The following is a 20,976-nucleotide window of genomic DNA, read 5'->3' on the forward strand; positions in this document are numbered from 1 at the left end:
GCGACGAGCGGGGCCGCCGCTTCCTGATCCAGAGCGCCAAGATCGCCTACGTCGAAATCGGTGTCGCCGACGCCCGCGGCTACCCGCAGACCGAGTTCAACGTGTCGCTGCCGTGGTCGAAGGTGATCGTTTTGAATCCGGGCGTCCAGACGGAGTCGGTGGTCGCCACCAGCTTCTACGGCCGGCTCAACTGCGCGATCCTCAACGCCGCCGGCCAGCCGGTGGTGACGTCGGCCCACAACGGCGTCATGGCGACCTGTACCCGCTGACCCGCCGCGTCAGCTCAGGCCGAGCTCGCGCATCCGCCGGTCGTGCGTCTGCTGCAGGCGGTCGAAGAACGCGCTGAGCTGGCCCAGGCCGCCCGGGCCCGCCACCACCAGGTCGACCAGCTCGTCGTGCTCGGCCAGCACGTACTGGGCCTGGGTGATGGCCTCGCCGAACAGGCGGCGGGACCACAGCGCCAGCCGGCTGCGCTGCTTGCCGCTGGACATCACCGCGGCGCGCACCTCGGCGACGACGAACTGCGAGTGCCCGGTCTCCGCCAGCGCCGCGCGCACCACGTCGGCGACCTCGTCGGGCAGCCCGTCGGCGATCTCGAGGTACAAATCGGCGGCCAGCGCGTCGCCGACATAGGTCTTCACCAGCGCTTCCAGCCACGTGCTCGGCATCGTCAACCGGTGGTAGTTCTCCAACGCCGAGACATACTTCGACATCGCCGCGACCACGTCGACGCCACGGCGCTCCAGGGCGTCGCGCAGCAGCTCGTAGTGCTGCATCTCGGCGGCGGCCATGCACGCCATGGAGATCCGTCCCCGCAGGTCGGGCGCCATCCGCGCCTCGTCGGTGAGCCGGTAGAACGCGGCGATCTCGCCGTAGGCGAGCACCGCGAACAGCTCGTTGACGCCCGGGTGGTCCGCCGACAGTCGAGCGGTGGGCGAAGTGTCCACCCGGCCGGCAGGCGAGGGCGCTGAAGAGGGCGGGGTCATGGCAACACTCTAGTCGGCGGGATCAGGACAAACTGGGCACGAGCTTTCGACCGGCTATGATGGATCCCGGTATTGGCTGCATCGCCGAGATTTCCGAGAAATTTCAGAAATTTCAGTGGCGAGCCGGTACCGGCGAAATGTGCGTGCACAGCTGGCCCGCCCGGCCTGGGCCCCCGCTCAGGCTGTATCGAGGGCCGCGACTCGGCGACGAATCGGAGTCGGAACTCGTGCGCGCGTGACCGCGACAGAGAAACACCGACAACACCGATACCGTCACCGAAAGGCTTGTCATCCACGCATGACCGCACCCATCGACAAAACTGAAGCGACCCCCGAAACCACCCCTGAAACCAGCTTTGCCAGCCTCGGCGTCCGCGAGGAAATCGTCCGCGCGCTGGGCGAGAAGGGCATCGACAGCCCCTTCGCAATTCAGGAGCTGACGCTGCCGCTGGCGCTCGCCGGCGACGACGTGATCGGCCAGGCCCGCACCGGCATGGGCAAGACCTTCGCCTTCGGGGTGCCGCTGCTGCAGCGGATCACCACCCAAGACGGCGCGGCGCGCCCGCTCAACGGCACCCCGCGGGCACTGGTCGTGGTGCCCACCCGCGAGCTGTGCCTGCAGGTCACCGGCGATCTGGCCACCGCGGCCAAGTACCTGCTCGCCGAGGACGGCCGGCCCGTGTCGGTGGTCTCGATCTACGGCGGGCGCGCCTACGAACCCCAGATCGACGCGCTGCGCGCCGGCGCCGACGTGGTGGTGGGCACCCCGGGCCGGCTGCTCGACCTGTGCCAGCAGGGTCACCTGCAGCTCGGCGGGCTCTCGGCGCTGGTCCTCGACGAGGCCGACGAGATGCTCGACCTGGGCTTCCTGCCCGACATCGAGCGCATCCTGCGCCAAATCCCGGCCGACCGGCAATCGATGCTGTTCTCGGCTACCATGCCGGGCCCGATCATCACGCTGGCCCGCACCTTCATGATCCGGCCCACCCACATCCGAGCCGAGGCGCCGCACTCCGCTGCCACGCACGACACCACCGAGCAGTTCGTCTACCGCGCCCACGCGTTGGACAAGGTCGAGCTGGTCAGCCGGGTGCTGCAGGCCCGCGACCGCGGCGCGACGATGGTCTTCACCCGCACCAAGCGCACCGCGCAGAAGGTCGCCGACGAGCTCGCTGAGCGCGGCTTCGCCGTCGGCGCGGTGCACGGCGACCTCGGCCAGATCGCCCGCGAGAAGGCCCTCAAGGCGTTCCGGTCGGGGGAGATCGACGTGCTGGTCGCGACCGACGTCGCCGCCCGCGGCATCGACATCGACGACGTCACCCACGTCATCAACTACCAGTGCCCCGAGGACGAGCAGGCCTACGTGCACCGCATCGGCCGCACCGGCCGCGCCGGCAAGACCGGCGTCGCGGTCACCCTGGTGGACTGGGACGAGCTGCCCCGCTGGACGATGATCGACAAGGCGCTGGGCCTGGGCTCCCCCGACCCGGCCGAGACCTACTCCAGCTCCCCGCACCTCTACGCCGAGCTGGGCATCCCCGCCGAGGCGGGCGGCACGGTCGGCGCGGCGCGCAAGTCGCACGGCCAGCGCCGGGCGGCCGGCCAGGGTGCGGACCGCGCCGATAAGTCGGAGCGGGCTGGTAAGTCCGAGAAGCCCGAGAAGTCCGGGCGCTCGCGCTCCGGCGCGCGGCGGCGGCGCACCCGCGCCGGCCAGCCCGTGACCGCGCACCCCGCGACCGGCGCCGGCAACGGCGAGGCGGCCCCGAAGACGCCGCCCGCGACGTCGGCCAGCGCACCCGCCGGCAGCGGCGGGTCGACCCGGCGCCGCCGGCGGCGCCGCCAGCCCGCCGAAGGGACCGCGGCGGCGATGGCGAAATCCGCGGCCGCGCCAGCCAACTGACGCCCGCGCGGAAACGCATGGTCAAACCGGAGCGCCGGACCAGGGGCGACCTCGTCGCCGCCGCGACCATCGCGATCGTCGTCGCGGTCGCGGCCGCGGTGATCTGGTGGACCAGCGACGCCCGGGCCACCATCAGCCGCCCCGCCGCCGTTCCGCTACCCGCCCCGACGCCCGCCCGGGCGGTACCCGCCGCGCTGAATCAGCTGTGGACCGCCCGTAGCCCGGGCACCACCGCGCCCGTGGTGGTCAGCGGGACGATCGCCACCGGTGACGGACGCCAGGTCGACGGCCGCGACCCGGGCACGGGCCAGTCCCGCTGGAGCTACGCCCGCGACCGCCAGCTGTGCGGGGTGTCCTGGGTCTACCACTACGCCGTCGCGGTCTACCGCGACGACCGGGGTTGCGGGCAGGTCAGCACCCTCGACGGCGCCACCGGCCGGCGCGGGGCCGCCCGCAGCGGCTACGCGGACCCCCTGGTGCGGCTGTCCTCCGACGGCACGACGGTGCTGTCGGCCGGCGATACCCGGCTGGAGCTGTGGCGCTCGGACATGGTCCGGATGCTGGCCTACGGCGAGACCGACGCCCGGGTCAAGCCGTCGGCGCGCGGGCTGCACTCCGGCTGCCGGCTGATCTCGGCGGCGGCCAGCTCGTCGGCGGTGTCGGTGCTGGAGAGCTGCGCGCAGCAGGCCGACCTGCGGCTCGTCCTGCTGCGCCCGGGCAAGGAAGACGACGAACCCCAGCAGCACGTCGTGGCCGAGCCCGGGATCCGCGCGGACGCGGGCGCCCGCGTGCTGACCGTCTGGGAGAACAACACGGCCGTCTACCTGCCCGCGCCGCAGCCGCGGGTGGAGGTGGTCGACGACACCGGCACCACCGTCGCGAGCACGCTGCTGCCCAGGCCGCCGTCGAGCGCGGCGGCGGTGTCCCAGGCGGGCAACCTGGTGACCTGGTGGACGGGCGATTCGTTGATGGTCTTCGACGCCGCCAACCTGACGCTGCGCTACACGATCGCCCCGGGGGAACGGGCGCCGCTGGGGCCGGGCGCGATGATGGCCGGGCGGCTGCTGGTGCCGGTCACCGGCGGCATCGGCGTCTACGACCCGCTCAGCGGCGCGAACGAACGCTACATCCCGGTCAGTCGGGCCCCGAGCAACTCCGCGGTGGTCCCGGCCGTTTCGGGGCCCAGGGTGTTCGAGCAGCGCGGCGACACCGTGGTGGCCCTGGGCTGAGGGTGATCGGCCGCGGCGCGCCGCTCGGCGGGGAACTAGACGTCGACGGCGAAGGTGGGCAACGGTTTTCCGGACTTCCAGTGCGTGATCAGCGCCTGCGCCAGTTCGCCGTAGGCCGCCGCGCCCTTGTTCTTGCGCCCGGCCATCACCGACGAGCCCGACGCGCTGGCCTCGGCGAAGCGCACCGTGCGCGGGATCGGCGGGGCCAGCACCGGCAGGTCGTAGCGGTCGGCGACGTCGAGCAGCACGTCGCGGGTGTGGGTGGTGCGCGAGTCGTACAGCGTCGGCAGGGCGCCCAGCAGCCGCAGCCCCGGGTTGGTGATCTGCTGGACGTCGGCGACCGTGCGCAGCAACTGCCCGACGCCGCGGTGCGCGAGCGTCTCGCACTGCAGCGGCACGATGACCTCGTCGGCGGCCGTCAGCCCGTTGAGGGTGAGCACGCCCAGCGACGGCGGGCAGTCGATGAAGACCACGTCGAACCGGTCGTCGAGCTTGGCCAGCGCGCGCTTGAGCGCGTATTCGCGGCCGGCCCGCATCAGCAGCATCGCCTCGGCGCCGGCGAGGTCAATGTTGGCCGGCAGCAGCGTCATTCCCTCCATCGTGGTGACCAGCGCGGCGTTCGGCTCGACCTCGCCGAGCAGCACCTCGTGCACCGACACCGGCAACTTGTCGGGATCCTGACCGAGCGAGAAGGTCAGACAACCCTGCGGATCCAGGTCGACGAGCAGCACCCGCTCGCCCTCCTCGACCATCGCCGCGCCCAGCGAGGCGACCGTCGTCGTCTTGGCGACACCGCCCTTCTGGTTGGCCACCGCCAGCACCCGGGTCGTGGTCACAAGCGCCGCTCCTCTCCCCATCGTCGCCGCGCAACTACAGTGCCCATCCTGGCATGTTCGATCGCCGTCCGCTGCGCGCCGTGAGCCCCCGGCGCCGTCCGGCAGAATCGGTCGGCATGGGCATCTACAACCACCGGCTCGTCCTGCTGCGCCACGGCGAGACGCCGTGGTCCAAGTCCGGCCAGCACACGGGTCGCACGGACCTCGAGCTCACCGATCACGGCCGGGTCCAGGCCGAGCTCGCCGGCCGCGTGCTGCGCGAACTGAACCTGTCCGACCCGCTGGTGGTCAGCAGCCCCCGCATCCGCGCACTGACCACCGCCAAGCTGGCCGGGCTCGCCGTCGACGAGGTGTCTCCGCTGGTCGCCGAATGGGATTACGGATCCTACGAGGGGCTGACGACCGCGCAGATCCGCGAATCCGACCCCGATTGGCTGGTGTGGACACACGGATGCCCCGGCGGCGAGAGCGTGCAACAGGTCAGCGACCGCGCCGATCGCGCGGTCGCGCTGGCGCTGGAGCACATGACCTCGCGCGACGTGGTGTTCGTGGGCCACAGCCATTTCTCCCGCTCGGTGATCACGCGCTGGGTCGAGTTGCCGCTCGTCGAGGGCAGCCGCTTCTGGATGCTCGCCGGCTCGATCGCGGTGTGCGGGTTCGAGCACGGCGTGCGGCAGCTCGCCGCGCTCGGATTGACGGCCAACCCGCAGGCGGTCGCGCCGGGGTGAGCGCTACCCGACCGCCATTCGTGCTGTGCGGCCCGCGCGGGACCCTGGTCGCCGACGGCGTGCGCGCCGGCTACCGCGACGTCGACGCGGCCCAGGCGGCGCTGCGCGCCGGATCGGTCCCGATAGTGTTGGGCGCGTTACCTTTCGACGTGAGCGGTCCCGCGGCCCTGCTGGCGCCGGACGCCGTGCGTCACCGCGCCGGGCCGCCGGACTGGCCGACGGGCCCGCTGCCGGCGGTGCGCATTGCGACCGCCCTGCCGCCGCCGGCGGACTACCGCGCCCGGATCGCCCGCGCCCGAGACGAACTCGCCGCGCCGGACACCCCGCTGCACAAGGTGGTGCTGGCCCGGGCGCTGCGACTGGCCGCCGACGCCCCCTTGGACGCCCGCGTCGTCCTGCGCCGCCTCGTCGACGCCGACCCGGCGGCCTACGGCTACCTCGTCGACCTCAGCCCCGCCGGCGACGGCTACGCGGGCGCGACGCTGGTGGGCGCCAGCCCCGAGCTGCTGGTCGCGCGCACCGGCGACCGCGTCGTGTGCCGGCCGTTCGCCGGGTCGGCCCCGCGCGCCGCCGACCCCGACGCCGACACCGCCAACGGGGCGGCGCTGGCCGCCTCGGCCAAGGACCGCCACGAGCATCGGCTCGTGATCGACACCATGCGCGCCGCCCTGGAGCCCCTGTGCGACGAGCTGAGCATCGCCGCCGAGCCGGAGCTTAGCCGCACCGCGGCCGTCTGGCACCTGTGCACCCCGATCAGCGGCCGGCTGCGCGAGAGGTCAACCACCGCAATCGATCTGGCGCTTGCGCTGCACCCCACGCCGGCGGTCGGCGGGGTTCCGACGAAGGCCGCGACCGATCTCATCGCCGAGCTGGAGGGCGACCGCGGTTTCTACGCCGGCGCGGTGGGCTGGTGCGACGCCGCCGGCGACGGCCGCTTCGTGGTGTCCATTCGCTGCGCGCAGCTGTCGGCGGACCGCCGCACGGCCGTCGCACACGCCGGCGGCGGCATCGTCGCCGAATCCGACCCCGACGACGAAGTCGCGGAAACGACAACGAAATTCGCCACCATCTGCAACGCCCTGGAAGTCCGGCAATGACGGGAACCATTCGCCGCGCCGCACCGCACGACGCCGCCGACATCACCGACATGATTCACGCGCTGGCCGCATTCGAGCGCGCCGCCGACGAATGCAGCGTCACCGAAACACAAATCACCACAGCGCTTTTCGGTGATTCGCCCGCCGTGTTCGGGCACGTCGCCGAGCTCGACGGCCAGGTCGCGGCCATGGCGTTGTGGTTCGTCAACTTCTCCACCTGGGACGGTGTCGCGGGCATCTACCTCGAAGACCTGTTCGTGCGGCCGCGATTTCGCCGCCGCGGCCTGGCCCGCGCGCTGCTGGCGGCGCTGGCCGGGGAGTGCCGCGACCACGGCTACACGCGGCTGTCGTGGGCGGTGCTGAACTGGAACGCCGACGCCATCGCGCTGTACGACGGCATCGGCGCCGCGCCGCAGCGCGAGTGGACCACCTACCGGCTTTCGGGCCCGCGGCTGGCCGAGCTGGCTGGCCCGCCCTGATCTCCGCCGGCGGCCCAGCGCACGGCCGCCGGGGTGAACAGCAGGCCCAGCACCGCCAGCGCCACGGCGCCCACCGGAATGCCGACGGCCGGTTGGTGCGAGCCGACCCCCAGGTACCAGGCCACCGGCAGCAACAGCAGCTGGGTGACGACCGCCAGCCCGCGACCCCAACGCCTGCCGACCACCAGCGCGCGCCCCGCGGCGAGCACCACGCCGCCGACCAGGACGAACCACACCGCCGTGCCGAGGCCGTTGACCACCCGCTGGTCGGCTCCGGCGATGCCGCGCACCACCAGCAGCACGGCCACCACCAGCGCGGCCGCACCCTGCACCGCGACGACGAGGCCCGCGGCGCGCACGGCGCCCGGGACGGGATCGTTCACAGCGTCAGCGTAGCCACGCCCCTCCGCGCGGCGGCCCGCACAGCGGCCGCGCATAAGCTCGGGGACCATGCGCGCCGTGCTGATCGTCAACCCCACCGCCACCTCCACCACGGCGGCCGCTCGCGATCTGCTGGCACACGCGCTCAAGAGCCGGCTGCAGCTCACCGTCGAGCACACCACCCACCGCGGTCACGGCGCGGAACTCGCCCAGAAGGCGGTCGAGGACGGCACCGACGTGGTCGTGGTGCACGGGGGCGACGGCACGGTGAGCGGGGTGGTCAACGGCCTGCTGGGCCGCCCCGACTCCCCCACCGCCGCGCCGGGCGCCCCGCTGCCCGCGCTCGCGGTGGTGCCCGGCGGCTCGGCGAACGTCCTGGCCCGCTCCCTGGGCATCTCCCCGGACCCGGTCGCCGCCACCAACCAGCTCATCCAGCTGCTCGACGACTACCGCCGCCACCAGGCGTGGCGTCGCATCAGCCTGATCGACTGCGGCGAGCGGTGGGCCGTGATCAACGCGGGGATGGGCGTCGACGCCGAGGTGGTCGCGGCGGTGGAGGCCCAGCGGGGGAAGGGCGTCAAGGTCACCCCCCTGCGTTATTGGCGCGTGGCGGTGCCCGTCACGATCGCGTTCAGCCGCCGCGAACCAGTCCTCACGCTCGAGCTGCCGGGCCGCGAGCCCGTCTCGGGGGTGCACTTCGCGTGGGTCTCCAACACGTCCCCCTGGACCTACAGCAACAGCCGGCCGATGGTGACCAACCCGGGCTGCAGCTTCGAGTCGGGCCTCGGCGTGTTCGCGCTCACCGCGATGAGGGTGTTGCCGACGCTTCGGCTGGTGCGCCAGCTGCTGGCCAAGGGCCCGAAAGGCACCCACAAGCAGCTCATCCGCGACGACGACGCCGCCTGCCTGACGGTGACCTCCACCGCGGGCCCGGTGGCCAGCCAGGTCGACGGGGATTACCTCGGCCTGCGCGAAACCATGACGTTCCGGGCGGTCCGCGACGTGCTGCCGGTGGTGGCCCCGCCGACGAAAACCGCCTTTGAGCTGCGCTGACGTGCTGTCCGCGAAATCGCCACGGCCGGCGCGGCCCGGCAGTGTAGTACAACGGAATAAGGGCCTGACTAAGAAACCACTGAAGTGAGATAGCCCACGAGGCAACTCGACACTATTGACATCTGTTGAGCCTGTGAAACGATCGAAAGGTTGCATGCAGAAATTTCGTAGGGGTGCGGACCCTTTTCTAGTGCACGCGGTAACAGCCGAAGAAATAAAGGCCGTGCGTCTTGCTGCGCACTAAGTGAGGAGTAACTACTTATGGATTGGCGCCACAAGGCGGTCTGTCGCGACGAGGACCCGGAGCTGTTCTTCCCGGTAGGGAACAGCGGCCCCGCGCTCGCGCAGATCGCTGACGCGAAGCTGGTCTGCAATCGGTGCCCGGTGACCACAGAGTGCCTGTCCTGGGCCCTGAACACCGGCCAGGACGCGGGCGTCTGGGGGGGCATGAGCGAAGACGAGCGGCGCGCGCTCAAGCGTCGCAATGCCCGCACGAAGGCCCGCAGCGGAGTCTGATCCGATTTGCCAACGGTGCGGCCCCGACATTCGTCGGGGCCGCACCGTTGCGCGGGGCGCGTCCGGCTACAGCAGCAGCCGCGTCCGCCGCCCGATCGGCACCCGCAGCACCACGTCGGTCCCGCGGGCGGGCGCCCGGTGCATGCCCAGCGTGCCGTCCAGTTCCGCCGACACCAGCGTCCGCACGATCTGCAGGCCGAGGCTGTCGGAGGTCTCCAGGCTGAACCCCTCGGGCAGACCGCGGCCGTCGTCGTGCACGACGACGTCGAGCCAGCGTGCCGAGCGTTCGGCGCGAATGGTCACCGACCCCACCGGGGCCGCCGGGTCGAAGGCGTGCTCGATGGCGTTCTGGACGAGTTCGGTGATCACCATGATCAGGGCGGTCGCCCGGTCGGAATCCAGCACCCCGAGGTCGCCGACCCGGTTGATCCGGATGGGCCGGTCCACCGACGCCACGTCGTTCATGATCGGCAGGATCCGGTCGATGACCTCGTCGAGGTTCACCTGCTCGTCCACCGACATCGACAAGGCGTCGTGCACCAGGGCGATCGAGGACACCCGGCGCACCGACTCGATCAGCGCCTCCCGTCCCTCGGCGTTGGCGGTCCGCCTGGCCTGCAGGCGCAGCAGCGCCGCCACCGTTTGCAGGTTGTTCTTCACCCGGTGGTGGATTTCGCGGATCGTCGCGTCCTTGGAGATCAGGGCCCGGTCGCGGCGCTTGACCTCCGTGATGTCGCGGATCAGCACCGCGGCGCCGGTGCTGATCCCGTGCACCACCAGCGGCAGCGTCCGCAGCAGCACCGTCGCGCCGCCGGCGTCGACCTCCATGCGCATGCTCTCCCCGCCGGCCACCAGGTCCCGCACGTGCTCCGCCACCTCCTGCGCCTCGAACGGGTCGGAGATCAGCGGGCGCGTCACGTCGATGAAGTTGCGCCCCTCCAACTCCGACGTCAACCCCATCCGGTGGTACGCCGACAGCGCGTTGGGGCTGGCGTAGGCGACGACGCCGGCGACGTCGAGGCGGATGAAGCCGTCGCCCACCCGCGGGGTGGAGCGCGACATGACGACGTCCCCCACGTCGGGGAAGGTGCCCTCGGCGAGCATGTGCACCAGGTCCGTGGCGCACTCGCGGTAGGCGGTCTCCAGCTGGCCGGACGCCCGGCCGGCCGCCTCGGCGGTTTGGTGCCGCGTCAGCACCGCCACCACGTGGTCGCCGTACCGCACCGGGGAGGCCTCGATGTACGGACCGGGCAGCTGCCACGAATGCTCTTGTCCCGCATGGCTTTCCCGCACGGTGACCCCGGAGTCGAAGCTCTCGCCGACCAGTGGCAGGCGCTCGGCGGGGACGACGGTGCCCACCGCGTCGGTCTGCAGCACCGTCGGCGCGGTATTCGGGCGGCACTGCGCCACGCACACCAGCACGCCGTCGTCGCGGCGCACCCACATCAGGTAGTCGGCGAACGACAGGTCGGCCAACAGCTGCCACTCACCCACCACGGCGTGCAGGTGGTCCACCGCGCTGCCCGGCAGCATCGTGTGTTCGGCGAGCAGGTCACCGAGCGTGGACATGGGGGGTCTAGCTGATCACAGCGATGAGGTCGCCCGCCTGGATGACGTCGCCCACCGACACGCTCACCTTGCTGACGGTGCCGTCGCTCTCCGCGAGGACGGGGATCTCCATCTTCATCGACTCCAGCAGCACCACGACGTCGCCCTTGCCGATCGGGTCACCCTCGTTGACGACGACCTCAAGCACGCTGGCCACGATCTCGGCGCGAACATCCTCGGCCATATTCACCCCACTCGTCCCGGCGATTCGTGCATGCTGGCTGCTCGATCAAACTGGTGTATATCGAACCACAGGACCGGTCGGGGTCGCGGCACGTGGGCCGTTCAACCGCCCGCGGCGCGCCGTGAGAGACTGTTCGACAACCTAACGGGTGCCGGGCGCCCGATTGAACGCGATTCACGGAGGATTGAAAAGCATGGCCAAGCGTGGCCGAAAGAAGCGCGACCGCAAGCACAGCAAGGCCAACCACGGCAAGCGGCCCAACTCCTAGCTAGCTTTGCTCCACTCCCCGGACGATGGTGGTCCGGCGGATTTCCAGTCGCAGGCGCTCCTTGAGGCCCTCGGGGGCCCGCTCGCCTTTGCACTTGGTCGCGATCAGCGCCTTAAGCCGTTCCTCGATCCCGTAGTGCTGGAAGCATCCGGGGCACGCCTCGAGGTGCTGGCGCAGCCTCTCCCTGGTTTCGGGGGTGCATTCGCCGTCGAGCAAGGTCCAGACCTCGGCGATCACCTCGGCGCAGCCGAGCCCGTGGGAATGACCGTCGTCGCGGCGCGGGTCGGCGGGGCCGGCAAATTCGCTCATGACGGCACCTCCTCGTGCGTCTGCTGACCGCGGCTGAAACCCCGCTCCTTGGCCACGTCGGCCAAGAGACCGCGCAGCTGACGTCGGCCGCGGTGCAGCCGGGACATTACCGTGCCGATCGGCGTGTCCATGATCTCGGCGATTTCTTTATACGGGAAGCCCTCGACGTCGGCGTAGTAAACCGCCATCCGGAACTCCTCGGGCAACGCCTGCAGCGCCTTTTTGATGTCGTCGTCCGGCAGGGACTCCAGCGCCTCGACCTCGGCCGAACGCAGGCCGGTCGAGGAGTGCTCGGCGTTGGACGCGAGCTGCCAGTCGGTGATCGTCTCGGTCGGGTACTCCGCGGGCTGGCGCTGCCGCTTGCGGTAGCTGTTGATGTAGGTGTTGGTCAAAATCCGGTACAGCCACGCCTTGAGGTTGGTGCCCGCCCGGAACGAGCGGAACCCGGCGTAGGCCTTGACCATCGTCTCCTGCAGCAGGTCCTCGGCGTCGGCGGGGTTCCGCGTCATCCGCAGCGCACCGCCGTACAGCTGGTCCAGCAGGGGAATCGCGTCGCGCTCGAAGCGCGCCGTGAGCTCCTCGTCCGTTTCCTCGCGCGGTGCCGGTTCATCGGCGTCTAAACGCTGTTTCTCGCCGTCGAGGCGATCTGGGTCGGCCATATCGATTAACACGGTCCCTTCCGCAGCCCTGTCGCCGGACGGCTCCGGACTCGCCAGCGAGCGGGTCAACTCGTCCCCCAACAGGCTCGTAGCCGTTGGCACCAGACTGCTCCTCCCAATCTAAAGGCTGCCGCCGACGGTGTCTGTCCTGGCCTTGTACTGGCCGGGTCCCGGCCCGCCGGCCGGTGGCGTGTCTGCTTCAGAGACCGACTTCTCCAACAGCATCGGGCAACGCGCTATTTCCGGGGCCCGAATGGCCCCGAACCGGCGGGCGTTAGTGTGTCGCCCATGTCCCTCAACGGCAAAACCATGTTCATCTCCGGAGCCAGCCGCGGCATCGGCCTGGCGATCGCCAAGCGCGCCGCGCAGGACGGCGCCAACGTCGCGCTCATCGCCAAAACCGCCGAGCCACACCCCAAGCTGCCGGGCACCGTGTTCACCGCCGCCAAGGAGCTCGAGGAGGCGGGTGGGCAGGCCCTGCCGATCGTGGGGGACGTCCGCGACCCGGATTCGGTCGAGGCCGCGGTGGCCAAGACCGTCGAGCAGTTCGGCGGCATCGACATCTGCGTCAACAACGCGTCGGCGATCAACCTGGGGTCGATCACCGAGGTCCCCATGAAGCGGTTCGACCTGATGAACGGCATCCAGGTGCGCGGCACGTACGCGGTGTCGCGGGCCTGCATCCCGCACCTGAAGGGCCGGGAGAACCCGCACATCCTGACGCTGTCGCCGCCGGTGCTGCTCGGCAGCGAGTGGTTGAAACCGACCGCGTACATGATGGCCAAGTTCGGGATGACGCTGTGCGCGTTGGGAATCGCCGAAGAGATGCGCGACGAGGGCATCGCGTCGAACACGTTGTGGCCGCGCACGCTGGTGGCGACCGCCGCGGTGCAGAACCTGCTCGGCGGCGAGGAGGCGATGGCGCGCGCCCGCAAGCCCGAGGTCTACGCCGACGCGGCGTACGTCATCCTCACCAAGCCGGCGCGCGAGTACACCGGCAACATGCTGCTGTGCGAGGACGTGCTGGTGGAATCCGGCGTCTCCGACCTGTCGGTGTACGACTGCGTGCCGGGCGGGGAGCTCGGTGTCGACTTCTGGGTCGACGGCGTCAACCCGCCGGGGTACACGGGGCCTTAGTTGCGATCGCAAGCGCGGCGCAGCCGGGCGCAGTGGGTCGCGACCATCGAGTGAGCGCGGCGCGTGCCGCCACACCGGGCATCGCGGCGCTCGTGAAAGCCGGTGTGCCGCACGAGATCGTCACGTTCGACCGCGGTTCGGGGGAACACTCGTTCGGCGCCGAGGCCGTCCGCGCACTGGCCGAGAAAGGCGTTGCGGCCGAGCGGATCTACAAGACCCTGGTAATCGCGGTGCCCGGCGGGCTCGCCGTCGCGATCGTGCCGGCCTCCGCGCGCCTGTCGCTGCGGGCGGCCGCCGCCGCGCTGGGGTTTTCGAGGGCCGGCATGGCCGAACCCGCCGCCGCCCAGCGCGCCACCGGCTATGTCGTCGGTGCCATTTCGCCGTTCGGACAACGCAAGCCGCTGCCCACTGTCGTCGACGCCGGCGCGCTCGCCTGGGAGCGGATCTACTGCAGCGCGGGCCGGCGCGGCTGGGACGTCGCGGTCGCACCGCACGACCTGATCCGGCTGACGGGCGCGGTGACGGCGGACATCCTGGCGTAATGGGGTCCGCGAGCGTAACGCCACGGCGAAAATCGGTTTCGCCGTGGCGTTACGACTGCGCGCTATGCGTCGGTCAGGCTCTTGGCCCGGCTGCGGGTCTGGAAGGCCGTGATGATGTCCAGGATGCCGATGGCGATCAGCCACCACCCCGCCACCAGGGCCAGGACCGCGATCGACCGCAGCGGGGAGATGATCAGCACGGCGCCGCCGACCACGATGATCAGCCCGGACAGGATCTGCCAGCCGCGGCCGGGCATGTGGTCCAGCGCCAGCGCCGCGGTGAGCAGGGTCATCCCGCGGAACAGCCAGCTGATGCCGATCCAGATGGCCAGCAGCCAGACCGCCTCGAATTCGTTGCGGAAGCAGAAGAAGCCCAGCACCAGCGACACGATGCCGGTGATGAACGTGAGCACCCTCATCGCGGCGCCGGCGTGGGCGCCGAACGAGGCGAACACGTACCCGATTCCGGACACCACCAGGTAGATGCCGAACAGCACACCCGCGACGAACAGTGTCTTGCCCGGCCAGGCCAGGACGATGACACCCAGCGCCACCGCGGCGACGCCGATGAACAAGAGCAGTTGCCACGCGCTGCGAGCAATCTGCTGCAGTGGACCTTCGAACACGGTCCGTTCGCTATTGGTCATGCGGAACATGATTCGCCACCCGGGCGTCAGGAAAATGTCCGTGGCGACACGATTCGGTATCGCGCGCGCATTGCGCACCGGGAAAGGCCGCGCACGGATGGCGCACAATGAAAGCTTGAGTACCGCACTGGTGGTGGGCGGCGGGCCCAACGGGCTCGCCGCCGCGATCTGCCTGGCCGCCGAGGGCGTGCCGGTCACGGTGCTGGAGGCCGCCGACGAGGTCGGCGGGGGCGCCCGCAGCGGCGAGGCGATCGTCCCCGGCCTGCTGCACGACCACTGCTCGGCCATCCACCCGATGGCCGTCGGCTCGCCGTTCCTGGGCCGCTTCGACCTGCGGCGGTACGGCCTGGCGTGGCGCTGGCCGGAGGTCGATTGCGCGCACCCCCTGGACGGCTGCGGCGCCGGCGTCCTGCATCGCTCGGTGGACGACACGGCGGCCGGTCTGGGTCGCGACGGGCCGCGCTGGCGGCTGGCGTTCGGCTACGCCGCCGAGAAGTTCGACGCGTTGAGCGAGGACATCATGGGGCCCCTGCTGCGGTGGCCGTCGCACCCGCTGATGCTGGCCCGCTTCGGCGCGCCCACGCTGCTCCCCGCATCGACGTTCGCCCGGCTGCTTCGCACCGACGAGGGCCGGGCGTTGTTCGGCGGCGTTGCGGCGCATGCCTTTCGGCCGCTGCACTACCCGATGACGTCCGCGATCGGGATGGGCATCATCGCCGCGGGCCACCGGCACGGCTGGGCGGTGGCGGAGGGCGGATCGCAATCGATCACCGACGCGATGGTGGGGCTGCTGAGCGACCTGGGCGGCAAGGTCGAGACCGGGGTTCGGGTGGCGTCGGCGGCGCAGCTGCCGCCCGCGGACGTCACGCTGTTCGACCTGGCGCCGGGCGCGGTCGCCGCGATCCTGGGAGACCGGCTGCCGCGCCGAATTTCCCGCGCCTTCACCAGGTTTCGCCGCGCCCCTGGCGCGTTCAAGGTCGACTTCGCCGTCGAGGGCGGCGTGCCGTGGACCAACCCCGACGCCGGCCGGGCCGGCACCGTGCACCTGGCCGGCACCTACGCCGAACTGGCCGCGGCCGAGCGGGAGATCCACGCCGGGCGCATGCCCGAGCGGCCCTTCGTGCTCGTGGGCCAGCAGTATCTGGCCGATCCGCAACGCTCGGTGGGCGACACGCATCCGGTGTGGAGCTACGCCCACGTCCCGCACGGCTACGCCGGGGACGCGACCGAGGCGATCATCGCCCAGATCGAGCGCTTCGCCCCGGGTTTCCGGGAGCGCGTCGTCGGGCTGGCGGTTCGCTCGACGACCCAGCTGGCCGCCTACAACCCCAACTTCGCGGGCGGCGACATCATGACCGGCGCCAAGGACATCCGCCAGCTGACCTTCGGGCCGCGGGTCACGCTGGCGCCGTACGCCCTTGGGGTGCCGGGAATGTACATCTGCTCGGCGGCCACCCCACCGGGCCCGGGCGCGCACGGCATGTGCGGCGCCAACGCCGCCCGGCTCGCGCTGGCCCACCTGGGCGCGCAGCCGTGAGTCCCGCTACAGCAGCTTCATCTGCTCCGACTGGGGTTCGACCGGTTCGAGAAGCTCGGGCCCGTTGTTGCGGATGCTGTTGACCAGCGTCGACACCTCGCGCATCCGGATGCCGCGCACGTCGGGCGCGCGGGTCAGCAGCTCCTCGTCGACCGGGGCGTCGGGGTTCAGCCAGCGGTCCCAGTCGCGTTCGGGCACCACGAGCGGCATCCGGTCGTGGATCTCGGCGAGCTCGCCCGGCGCGTCGGTGGTGATGATCGTGCAACTCAGCAGGGGCCGGGCGTCTTTCTGGTCCTTGGGCTTCCATACCGACCAGAGGCCCGCCATCAACAGCGGCTCGCCGTCCTCGCGGTACATGAAGAACGGCGTCTTGCGGGACTTCTTGTCGGCGCCATCGGAATTGACGCGCCATTCGTAGTAGCCGTCCATCGGGATCAGGCAACGCTTGGACTTCGCGCTCGAGCGGAAAGCCGGCGAGCTGGTGACCTTGTCGGCGCGGGCGTTGATCAGCAGCGGGCCCTTGCCCTCGGGCGTCCCGTCGGGCCCGGCCTTGGCCCAGGGTGGGATCACCCCCCAGCGCATCAGCCGCACGCGGCGGGTGGGGTCGACCCCACTCTCCGCCGGCTGGGCGTGCCGTGTGACCACGGTCGCGATGGTCGAGGTCGGGGCCACGTTGTAGTTGGGCGCCCCGACATCGGGCGCCGTCCCGGTCGCCTCGTCGATCGCCTTGATCTTCTGCGCCAGCAGGGCCGGATCCGTCGTCACCGCAAAACGTCCGCACATATCACCATGGTGCCCGGTACCCACGAACCCCGCCGACACGGCAGGATGAACCCCGTGAGCAGCACCGAATCGTGGCGGGCCCCGCAGGCGACCGCACCGGTGCACGCGACCGTGACGGTGCCGGGCTCGAAGTCGCAGACCAACCGGGCGCTGGTGCTCGCCGGCCTGGCCGCCGCGCAGGGCCACGGAACGTCCACCGTCGGCGGGGCGCTGCGCAGCCGCGACACCGACCTGATGATCGGGGCGCTGCGCACCCTGGGCCTGCGCGTCGACGGGCCCGGGACCGAGCTTCGGGTCAGCGGCCGGATCGCCCCCCGCCCCGGCGCGACGGTGGACTGCGGCCTGGCGGGCACCGTGCTGCGCTTCGTTCCGCCGCTGGCGGCGCTGGCCGATTCGCCGGTGGAGTTCGACGGTGACGAGCAGGCGCGGGCGCGGCCCATCGCGCCGCTGCTGGACGCGCTGCGCGGCCTCGGGGTGCCCATCGACGGCACCGGCCTGCCGTTCCGCGTCCACGGCCACGGATCGGTCGCCGGCGGCACGGTGGCCATCGACGCCTCCGCGTCGTCGCAGTTCGTGTCGGGCCTGCTGTTGTCGGCGGCGTCGTTCACCGACGGCCTGACCGTCCGGCACACCGGTGCGGCGGTGCCGTCGGCGCCGCACATCGCGATGACGATCGTGATGCTGCGCCAGGCCGGCGTCGACGTCGACGATTCCGTCGCCAACCGCTGGCGGGTGCGCGCCGGCGCGGTCGCGGCGCGGCACTGGGACGTCGAACCCGACCTGACCAACGCCGTTCCGTTCCTGGCGGCGGCCGTGGTCAGCGGCGGAACGGTGCGGATCACCGGCTGGCCGGCGACCAGCGTGCAACCCGCAGACCACATCCTGGGTGTCCTGGGCAAGCTGAATGCCGTTGTCGCCCATACCGATTCGTTCCTCGAGGCGCGAGGATCGGGCGATTACGCCGGCTTTGACGTCGATCTGAGCGCCGTCGGCGAGCTGACCCCGTCGGTGGCGGCGCTGGCCGCGCTGGCGGCCCCCGGATCGGTGTCGCGCCTTTCGGGCATCGCCCACCTGCGGGGCCACGAGACCGACCGGCTCGCCGCGCTGAGCGCCGAGATCAACCGACTGGGCGGCGACTGCGCCGAGACGCCCGACGGCCTGGTGATCACGGCGACGCCGCTGCGCGCGGGCACCTGGCGCGCGTACGCCGACCATCGAATGGCGACGGCCGGCGCCATCATCGGGCTGCGGGTCCGCGGCGTCGAGGTGGACGACATCGGCGCCACCAGCAAGACGCTGCCGGAGTTTCCGCGGCTGTGGGCGCGCATGTTGGAGTCTCGCGTTTGAGGCCCGGCGACTACGACGAGTCCGACGTCAAGGTCCGCTCCGGCAAGGGCTCGCGGCCGCGCACCAAGACCCGCCCGGAGCACGCCGACGCCCAGGCCGCGATGGTGGTCAGCGTCGACCGGGGCCGCTGGGGGTGCGTGCTGGGCGGGCGTCCCGATCGCCGCGTCACGGCCATGCGGGCGCGCGAGCTGGGCCGCACCCCGATCGTCGTCGGAGACGAGGTCGATTTGGTGGGTGATCTGTCCGGGCGCACCGACACCCTGGCCCGCATCGTGCGCCGCGGCGAGCGGCGAACGGTGTTGCGCCGCACCGCCGATGACACCGATCCCACCGAGCGGGTGGTGGTCGCCAACGCCGACCAGCTGCTGATCGTGGTGGCGCTGGCCGACCCGCCGCCGCGCACCGGGCTGGTCGACCGGGCGCTGATCGCCGCCTACGCCGGCGGCCTGACGCCGATCCTGTGCCTGACCAAGACCGACCTGGCGCCGCCGGGGCCGTTCGCCGAGCAGTTCGGGGACCTGGACCTGACGGTCGTCGTCGCCGGCGTCGACGACCCGTTGCTGGCGGTCGCGGACCTGCTCGCCGGCAAGATCACGGTGCTGCTCGGGCACTCCGGGGTCGGCAAGTCGACGCTGGTGAATCGGCTTGTGCCCGAGGCGGATCGGGCCGTGGGCGAGGTCACCGAGATCGGCCGGGGCCGCCACACCTCCACGCAGTCGGTGGCTTTGCCTTTAGGGGGCCCGCTGGCCCCTGGGGGCTGGGTGATCGACACGCCCGGCATCCGCTCGTTCGGGCTGGCCCACATCGAGCCCGACGACGTGCTGATGGCCTTCTCCGATCTGGCCGAGGCGATCGTCGACTGCCCCCGCGGCTGCGGGCACATGGGGCCGCCGGCCGATCCCGAATGCGCGCTGGACGCGCTGACCGGGCCCGCCGCCCGCCGCGTCGCCGCCGCCCGCCGCCTGCTGACCGCGCTCCACTAACTCCCGCGCGGGGCGGAGCCCCGCGGGACGGACCCGGCCAACCGGATGCCCAGCTCGTCCGGCGGCACCGGATGCCCCACGGCGCAGCGGATCTCCACGCCCACCTCGGCTCCGCAGCCCAGGTGCATCAGCCGCAGGCGGTGGCGCCCCGGCAGGTGGCGCCGGCCCCACTCGAACATCGACCAGACCACCGGCATGAAATCGACGCCGGCCTCGGTCAGCACGTATTCCTCGCGGGCGCGCTGCCCGGGCTCCCGGTACGGCCGCCGCTGCAGCAGGCCGAGGCCGACCAGCTCCGCGAGCCGTGCCGACGTGGCCGCCTTGGTGATGCCCACCCGGCGCGCGAAGTCGTCGAACCGGGTGGTCCCGTAGTAGGCCTCGCGCATGATGAGCATCGCCGACTTGGTGCCGAGCACCGCCATGGTCTTCTCGATCGCGCACTCGCCGACCGGCGACCACGCGTCGCGGTCGGCCAGGGGCCCCTGCAGCAGTGTCATAAATCACCTCCCGGTCTGGGTTGCTTTTAGTGTACCCAGCTGTTTATCTAAGTAAAGCTGACGATACCCAGCTTCCAGGGACTCGAGGAGGAGCCATGAACCGCGACGCCGTGATCGTCGGAGCCGTCCGCACCCCCATCGGTAAGGGCAAGGCCACCGGCGCGCTGCACGACGTGCTGCCCGCCGACCTGCTGGCCCACAGCCTTCGCGAACTGGTGGCCCGCACCGGCATCGACGCGGCGCAGGTCGACGACGTCATCGCCGGTGCCGTCGGCCAGGTCGGCGACCAGGCCGTCAACATCGCGCGCAACGCGCTGCTGGGCGCGGGATTCCCGGAGTCGGTTCCCGGCGTCACGATCGACCGCCAGTGCGGCAGCAGCCAGCAGGCCATCAGCTTCGCCGCCCAGGGCGTGATCGCCGGCGCCTACGACCTCGTCATCGCCGGCGGCGTGGAGTCGATGAGCCGCGTCCCGATGGGCACCTCGGTGTTGCCGGGCAGCGACCCGTTCGGCCACGACATGGCGCGTCGCTATCCCGACGGGCTGGTGCCGCAGGGCATCAGCGCCGAGTTGATCGCCGCGAAGTGGGGCCTGTCGCGCACCCAGCTCGACGAGTTCTCCGCGTCCAGCCACGAGAAGGCCGCCCGCGCCACCAAGGAGGGGCTGTTCGACAACGAGCTCATCCCGATCGCGGGCCTGGCCACGGACGAGATCATCCGGCCCGGCACGACGGTCGAGACGCTGGCCGCGTTGCAGCCGGCGTTCTACAGCGAGGCGGCCAAAGCCCGTTTCCCCCAGATCAATTGGGAGATCACGCCGGGCAACTCCTCGCCGCTGTCCGACGGCAGCGCCGCGGTGCTGATCACCAGCAGCGAGGTCGCCAAGAGGCTGGGCCTGCGCCCGCTGGCGCGGATCCACACCACCACCGTGGTGGGATCCGACCCGCTGTACATGCTGACCGGGGTCATCCCCGCCACCGAAAAGGTGCTGACCCGCGCCGGGCTCACGCTGGCCGACATCGACCTGTTCGAGGTCAACGAGGCGTTCGCGCCCGTCGTCCTGGCCTGGGCGCACGACACCGGCGCGGACCTGGCCAAGACCAACGTCCACGGCGGCGCCATCGCGATCGGCCACCCGCTGGGCGCCAGCGGCGCGCGCATCATGACCACGCTGGTCAACGCGCTGGAGCAGCGCGGCGGGCGGTACGGCCTGCAGACCATGTGCGAGGGCGGCGGCATGGCCAACGCCACCATCGTCGAGCGGCTCTAGGA

Annotated in this window: 24 protein-coding genes and 2 pseudogenes; 16 read left to right on the forward strand and 10 right to left on the reverse strand. The window is 71.5% G+C overall.

The window, feature by feature from the left end; genetic code table 11:
* Both BST11_RS28165 and BST11_RS29145 read left to right on the forward strand, forming a co-directional pair.
* Positions 1-77, forward strand: a pseudogene (locus tag BST11_RS28165) (DUF3107 family protein); the annotation flags it as partial.
* Positions 69-269: pseudogene (locus BST11_RS29145) on the forward strand (MmpS family transport accessory protein); the annotation flags it as partial. The pseudogenes BST11_RS28165 and BST11_RS29145, both read left to right, overlap by 9 nt.
* A 9-nt stretch (positions 270-278) precedes the next feature.
* Here BST11_RS29145 and BST11_RS14335 read toward each other — a convergent pair.
* Complete coding sequence (locus tag BST11_RS14335) at positions 279-986, reverse strand: ferritin-like fold-containing protein (protein WP_083138607.1); 708 nt, start codon at positions 984-986, stop codon at positions 279-281.
* Between the two features lie 298 nt (positions 987-1,284).
* Here BST11_RS14335 and BST11_RS14340 point away from each other — a divergent pair, with 298 nt between their 5' ends.
* Together BST11_RS14340 and BST11_RS14345 are read left to right on the forward strand one after the other, a co-directional pair.
* On the forward strand, positions 1,285-2,886 hold the full coding sequence (locus BST11_RS14340) for a DEAD/DEAH box helicase (protein ID WP_083138608.1): 1,602 nt from the start codon (positions 1,285-1,287) through the stop codon (positions 2,884-2,886).
* Positions 2,887-2,903: 17 nt separating this feature from the next.
* Entirely contained in the window at positions 2,904-4,115 is a 1,212-nt protein-coding gene (locus BST11_RS14345; protein WP_083138609.1) for an Rv3212 family protein, read from the forward strand.
* 35 nt (positions 4,116-4,150) lie between these two features.
* On the opposite strand, the gene BST11_RS14350 is transcribed toward BST11_RS14345, so the two are convergent.
* A complete protein-coding gene (locus tag BST11_RS14350; protein ID WP_083138610.1) occupies positions 4,151-4,951 on the reverse strand; it encodes a ParA family protein in 801 nt (266 codons plus the stop codon).
* 116 nt (positions 4,952-5,067) lie between these two features.
* Here BST11_RS14350 and BST11_RS14355 point away from each other — a divergent pair, with 116 nt between their 5' ends.
* Genes BST11_RS14355 through BST11_RS14365 form a run of 3 tightly spaced genes read left to right on the forward strand, consistent with a single transcriptional unit; the run spans position 5,068 to position 7,255 of the window.
* Positions 5,068-5,679: an acid phosphatase gene (locus BST11_RS14355; protein WP_083138664.1), complete on the forward strand. Its 612-nt coding sequence runs from the start codon at positions 5,068-5,070 to the stop codon at positions 5,677-5,679.
* Entirely contained in the window at positions 5,676-6,776 is a 1,101-nt protein-coding gene (locus BST11_RS14360) for an isochorismate synthase (protein ID WP_083138611.1), read from the forward strand. The genes BST11_RS14355 and BST11_RS14360 overlap by 4 nt, the downstream gene beginning before the upstream one ends.
* Positions 6,773-7,255 (forward strand): GNAT family N-acetyltransferase, encoded by a 483-nt coding sequence (locus tag BST11_RS14365; protein ID WP_083138612.1) that lies wholly within the window; start codon positions 6,773-6,775, stop codon positions 7,253-7,255. Before BST11_RS14360 ends, BST11_RS14365 begins: the two co-directional genes overlap by 4 nt.
* On the opposite strand, the gene BST11_RS14370 is transcribed toward BST11_RS14365, so the two are convergent.
* Entirely contained in the window at positions 7,207-7,638 is a 432-nt protein-coding gene (locus BST11_RS14370) for a hypothetical protein (RefSeq protein ID WP_083138613.1), read from the reverse strand. The two genes, BST11_RS14365 and BST11_RS14370, sit on opposite strands and share 49 nt — an antisense overlap.
* Before the next feature lie 67 nt (positions 7,639-7,705).
* On the opposite strand from BST11_RS14370, the gene BST11_RS14375 reads away from it, so the two are divergent.
* A complete protein-coding gene (locus tag BST11_RS14375; RefSeq protein ID WP_083138614.1) occupies positions 7,706-8,689 on the forward strand; it encodes a diacylglycerol/lipid kinase family protein in 984 nt (327 codons plus the stop codon).
* A 261-nt stretch (positions 8,690-8,950) separates the two neighbouring features.
* Positions 8,951-9,205 (forward strand): transcriptional regulator WhiB1, encoded by a 255-nt coding sequence (gene whiB1 / locus BST11_RS14380; RefSeq protein ID WP_067320231.1) that lies wholly within the window; start codon positions 8,951-8,953, stop codon positions 9,203-9,205.
* Positions 9,206-9,271: 66 nt separating this feature from the next.
* On the opposite strand, the gene BST11_RS14385 is transcribed toward whiB1, so the two are convergent.
* A complete protein-coding gene (locus tag BST11_RS14385) occupies positions 9,272-10,774 on the reverse strand; it encodes a sensor histidine kinase (protein ID WP_083138615.1) in 1,503 nt (500 codons plus the stop codon).
* 7 nt (positions 10,775-10,781) lie between these two features.
* A complete protein-coding gene (locus BST11_RS14390; protein ID WP_067320225.1) occupies positions 10,782-10,997 on the reverse strand; it encodes a biotin/lipoyl-binding carrier protein in 216 nt (71 codons plus the stop codon).
* A 193-nt stretch (positions 10,998-11,190) separates the two neighbouring features.
* On the opposite strand from BST11_RS14390, the gene BST11_RS29290 reads away from it, so the two are divergent.
* Positions 11,191-11,265, forward strand: a complete 75-nt coding sequence (locus BST11_RS29290; protein ID WP_085976515.1) for a 50S ribosomal protein bL37 — start codon at positions 11,191-11,193, stop codon at positions 11,263-11,265.
* On the opposite strand, the gene rsrA is transcribed toward BST11_RS29290, so the two are convergent.
* Together rsrA and BST11_RS14400 are read right to left on the reverse strand one after the other, a co-directional pair.
* On the reverse strand, positions 11,266-11,574 hold the full coding sequence (gene rsrA / locus BST11_RS14395; RefSeq protein WP_083138616.1) for a mycothiol system anti-sigma-R factor: 309 nt from the start codon (positions 11,572-11,574) through the stop codon (positions 11,266-11,268).
* The gene (locus BST11_RS14400) at positions 11,571-12,233 is read right to left on the reverse strand and encodes a sigma-70 family RNA polymerase sigma factor (protein WP_372509668.1); all 663 of its coding nucleotides are present in this window, start codon (positions 12,231-12,233) and stop codon (positions 11,571-11,573) included. Before BST11_RS14400 ends, rsrA begins: the two co-directional genes overlap by 4 nt.
* Before the next feature lie 288 nt (positions 12,234-12,521).
* Here BST11_RS14400 and BST11_RS14405 point away from each other — a divergent pair, with 288 nt between their 5' ends.
* Positions 12,522-13,370 carry an SDR family oxidoreductase gene (locus tag BST11_RS14405; protein WP_083138618.1) on the forward strand — a complete coding sequence of 283 codons (849 nt, stop codon included), beginning with the start codon at positions 12,522-12,524 and terminating at the stop codon, positions 13,368-13,370.
* A gap of 50 nt (positions 13,371-13,420) precedes the next feature.
* The gene (locus BST11_RS14410; RefSeq protein ID WP_083138619.1) at positions 13,421-13,912 is read left to right on the forward strand and encodes a YbaK/EbsC family protein; all 492 of its coding nucleotides are present in this window, start codon (positions 13,421-13,423) and stop codon (positions 13,910-13,912) included.
* Between the two features lie 62 nt (positions 13,913-13,974).
* Here BST11_RS14410 and BST11_RS14415 read toward each other — a convergent pair whose 3' ends face one another.
* Entirely contained in the window at positions 13,975-14,559 is a 585-nt protein-coding gene (locus BST11_RS14415) for an HdeD family acid-resistance protein (protein ID WP_083138665.1), read from the reverse strand.
* Between the two features lie 115 nt (positions 14,560-14,674).
* Here BST11_RS14415 and BST11_RS14420 point away from each other — a divergent pair, with 115 nt between their 5' ends.
* A complete protein-coding gene (locus tag BST11_RS14420) occupies positions 14,675-16,096 on the forward strand; it encodes a phytoene desaturase family protein (RefSeq protein ID WP_083138666.1) in 1,422 nt (473 codons plus the stop codon).
* Positions 16,097-16,102: 6 nt separating this feature from the next.
* Here BST11_RS14420 and BST11_RS14425 read toward each other — a convergent pair whose 3' ends face one another.
* Positions 16,103-16,879, reverse strand: a complete 777-nt coding sequence (locus tag BST11_RS14425) for an SOS response-associated peptidase (protein WP_083138620.1) — start codon at positions 16,877-16,879, stop codon at positions 16,103-16,105.
* A 54-nt stretch (positions 16,880-16,933) separates the two neighbouring features.
* On the opposite strand from BST11_RS14425, the gene aroA reads away from it, so the two are divergent.
* Both aroA and rsgA read left to right on the forward strand, forming a co-directional pair.
* Positions 16,934-18,226 (forward strand): 3-phosphoshikimate 1-carboxyvinyltransferase, encoded by a 1,293-nt coding sequence (gene aroA / locus BST11_RS14430; protein WP_244897656.1) that lies wholly within the window; start codon positions 16,934-16,936, stop codon positions 18,224-18,226.
* On the forward strand, positions 18,223-19,209 hold the full coding sequence (rsgA, locus tag BST11_RS14435) for a ribosome small subunit-dependent GTPase A (RefSeq protein ID WP_083138622.1): 987 nt from the start codon (positions 18,223-18,225) through the stop codon (positions 19,207-19,209). Before aroA ends, rsgA begins: the two co-directional genes overlap by 4 nt.
* Here the strand turns inward: rsgA and BST11_RS14440 are convergent.
* On the reverse strand, positions 19,206-19,706 hold the full coding sequence (locus BST11_RS14440) for a winged helix-turn-helix transcriptional regulator (RefSeq protein WP_083138623.1): 501 nt from the start codon (positions 19,704-19,706) through the stop codon (positions 19,206-19,208). The two genes, rsgA and BST11_RS14440, sit on opposite strands and share 4 nt — an antisense overlap.
* Before the next feature lie 95 nt (positions 19,707-19,801).
* Between BST11_RS14440 and BST11_RS14445 the strand changes: the two genes are divergently transcribed.
* A complete protein-coding gene (locus tag BST11_RS14445; protein WP_083138624.1) occupies positions 19,802-20,974 on the forward strand; it encodes a thiolase family protein in 1,173 nt (390 codons plus the stop codon).
* Positions 20,975-20,976: the final 2 nt, after the last annotated feature.

Source organism: Mycobacterium alsense (assembly GCF_002086635.1).
Classification (GTDB): Bacteria; Actinomycetota; Actinomycetes; order Mycobacteriales; family Mycobacteriaceae; genus Mycobacterium; species Mycobacterium alsense.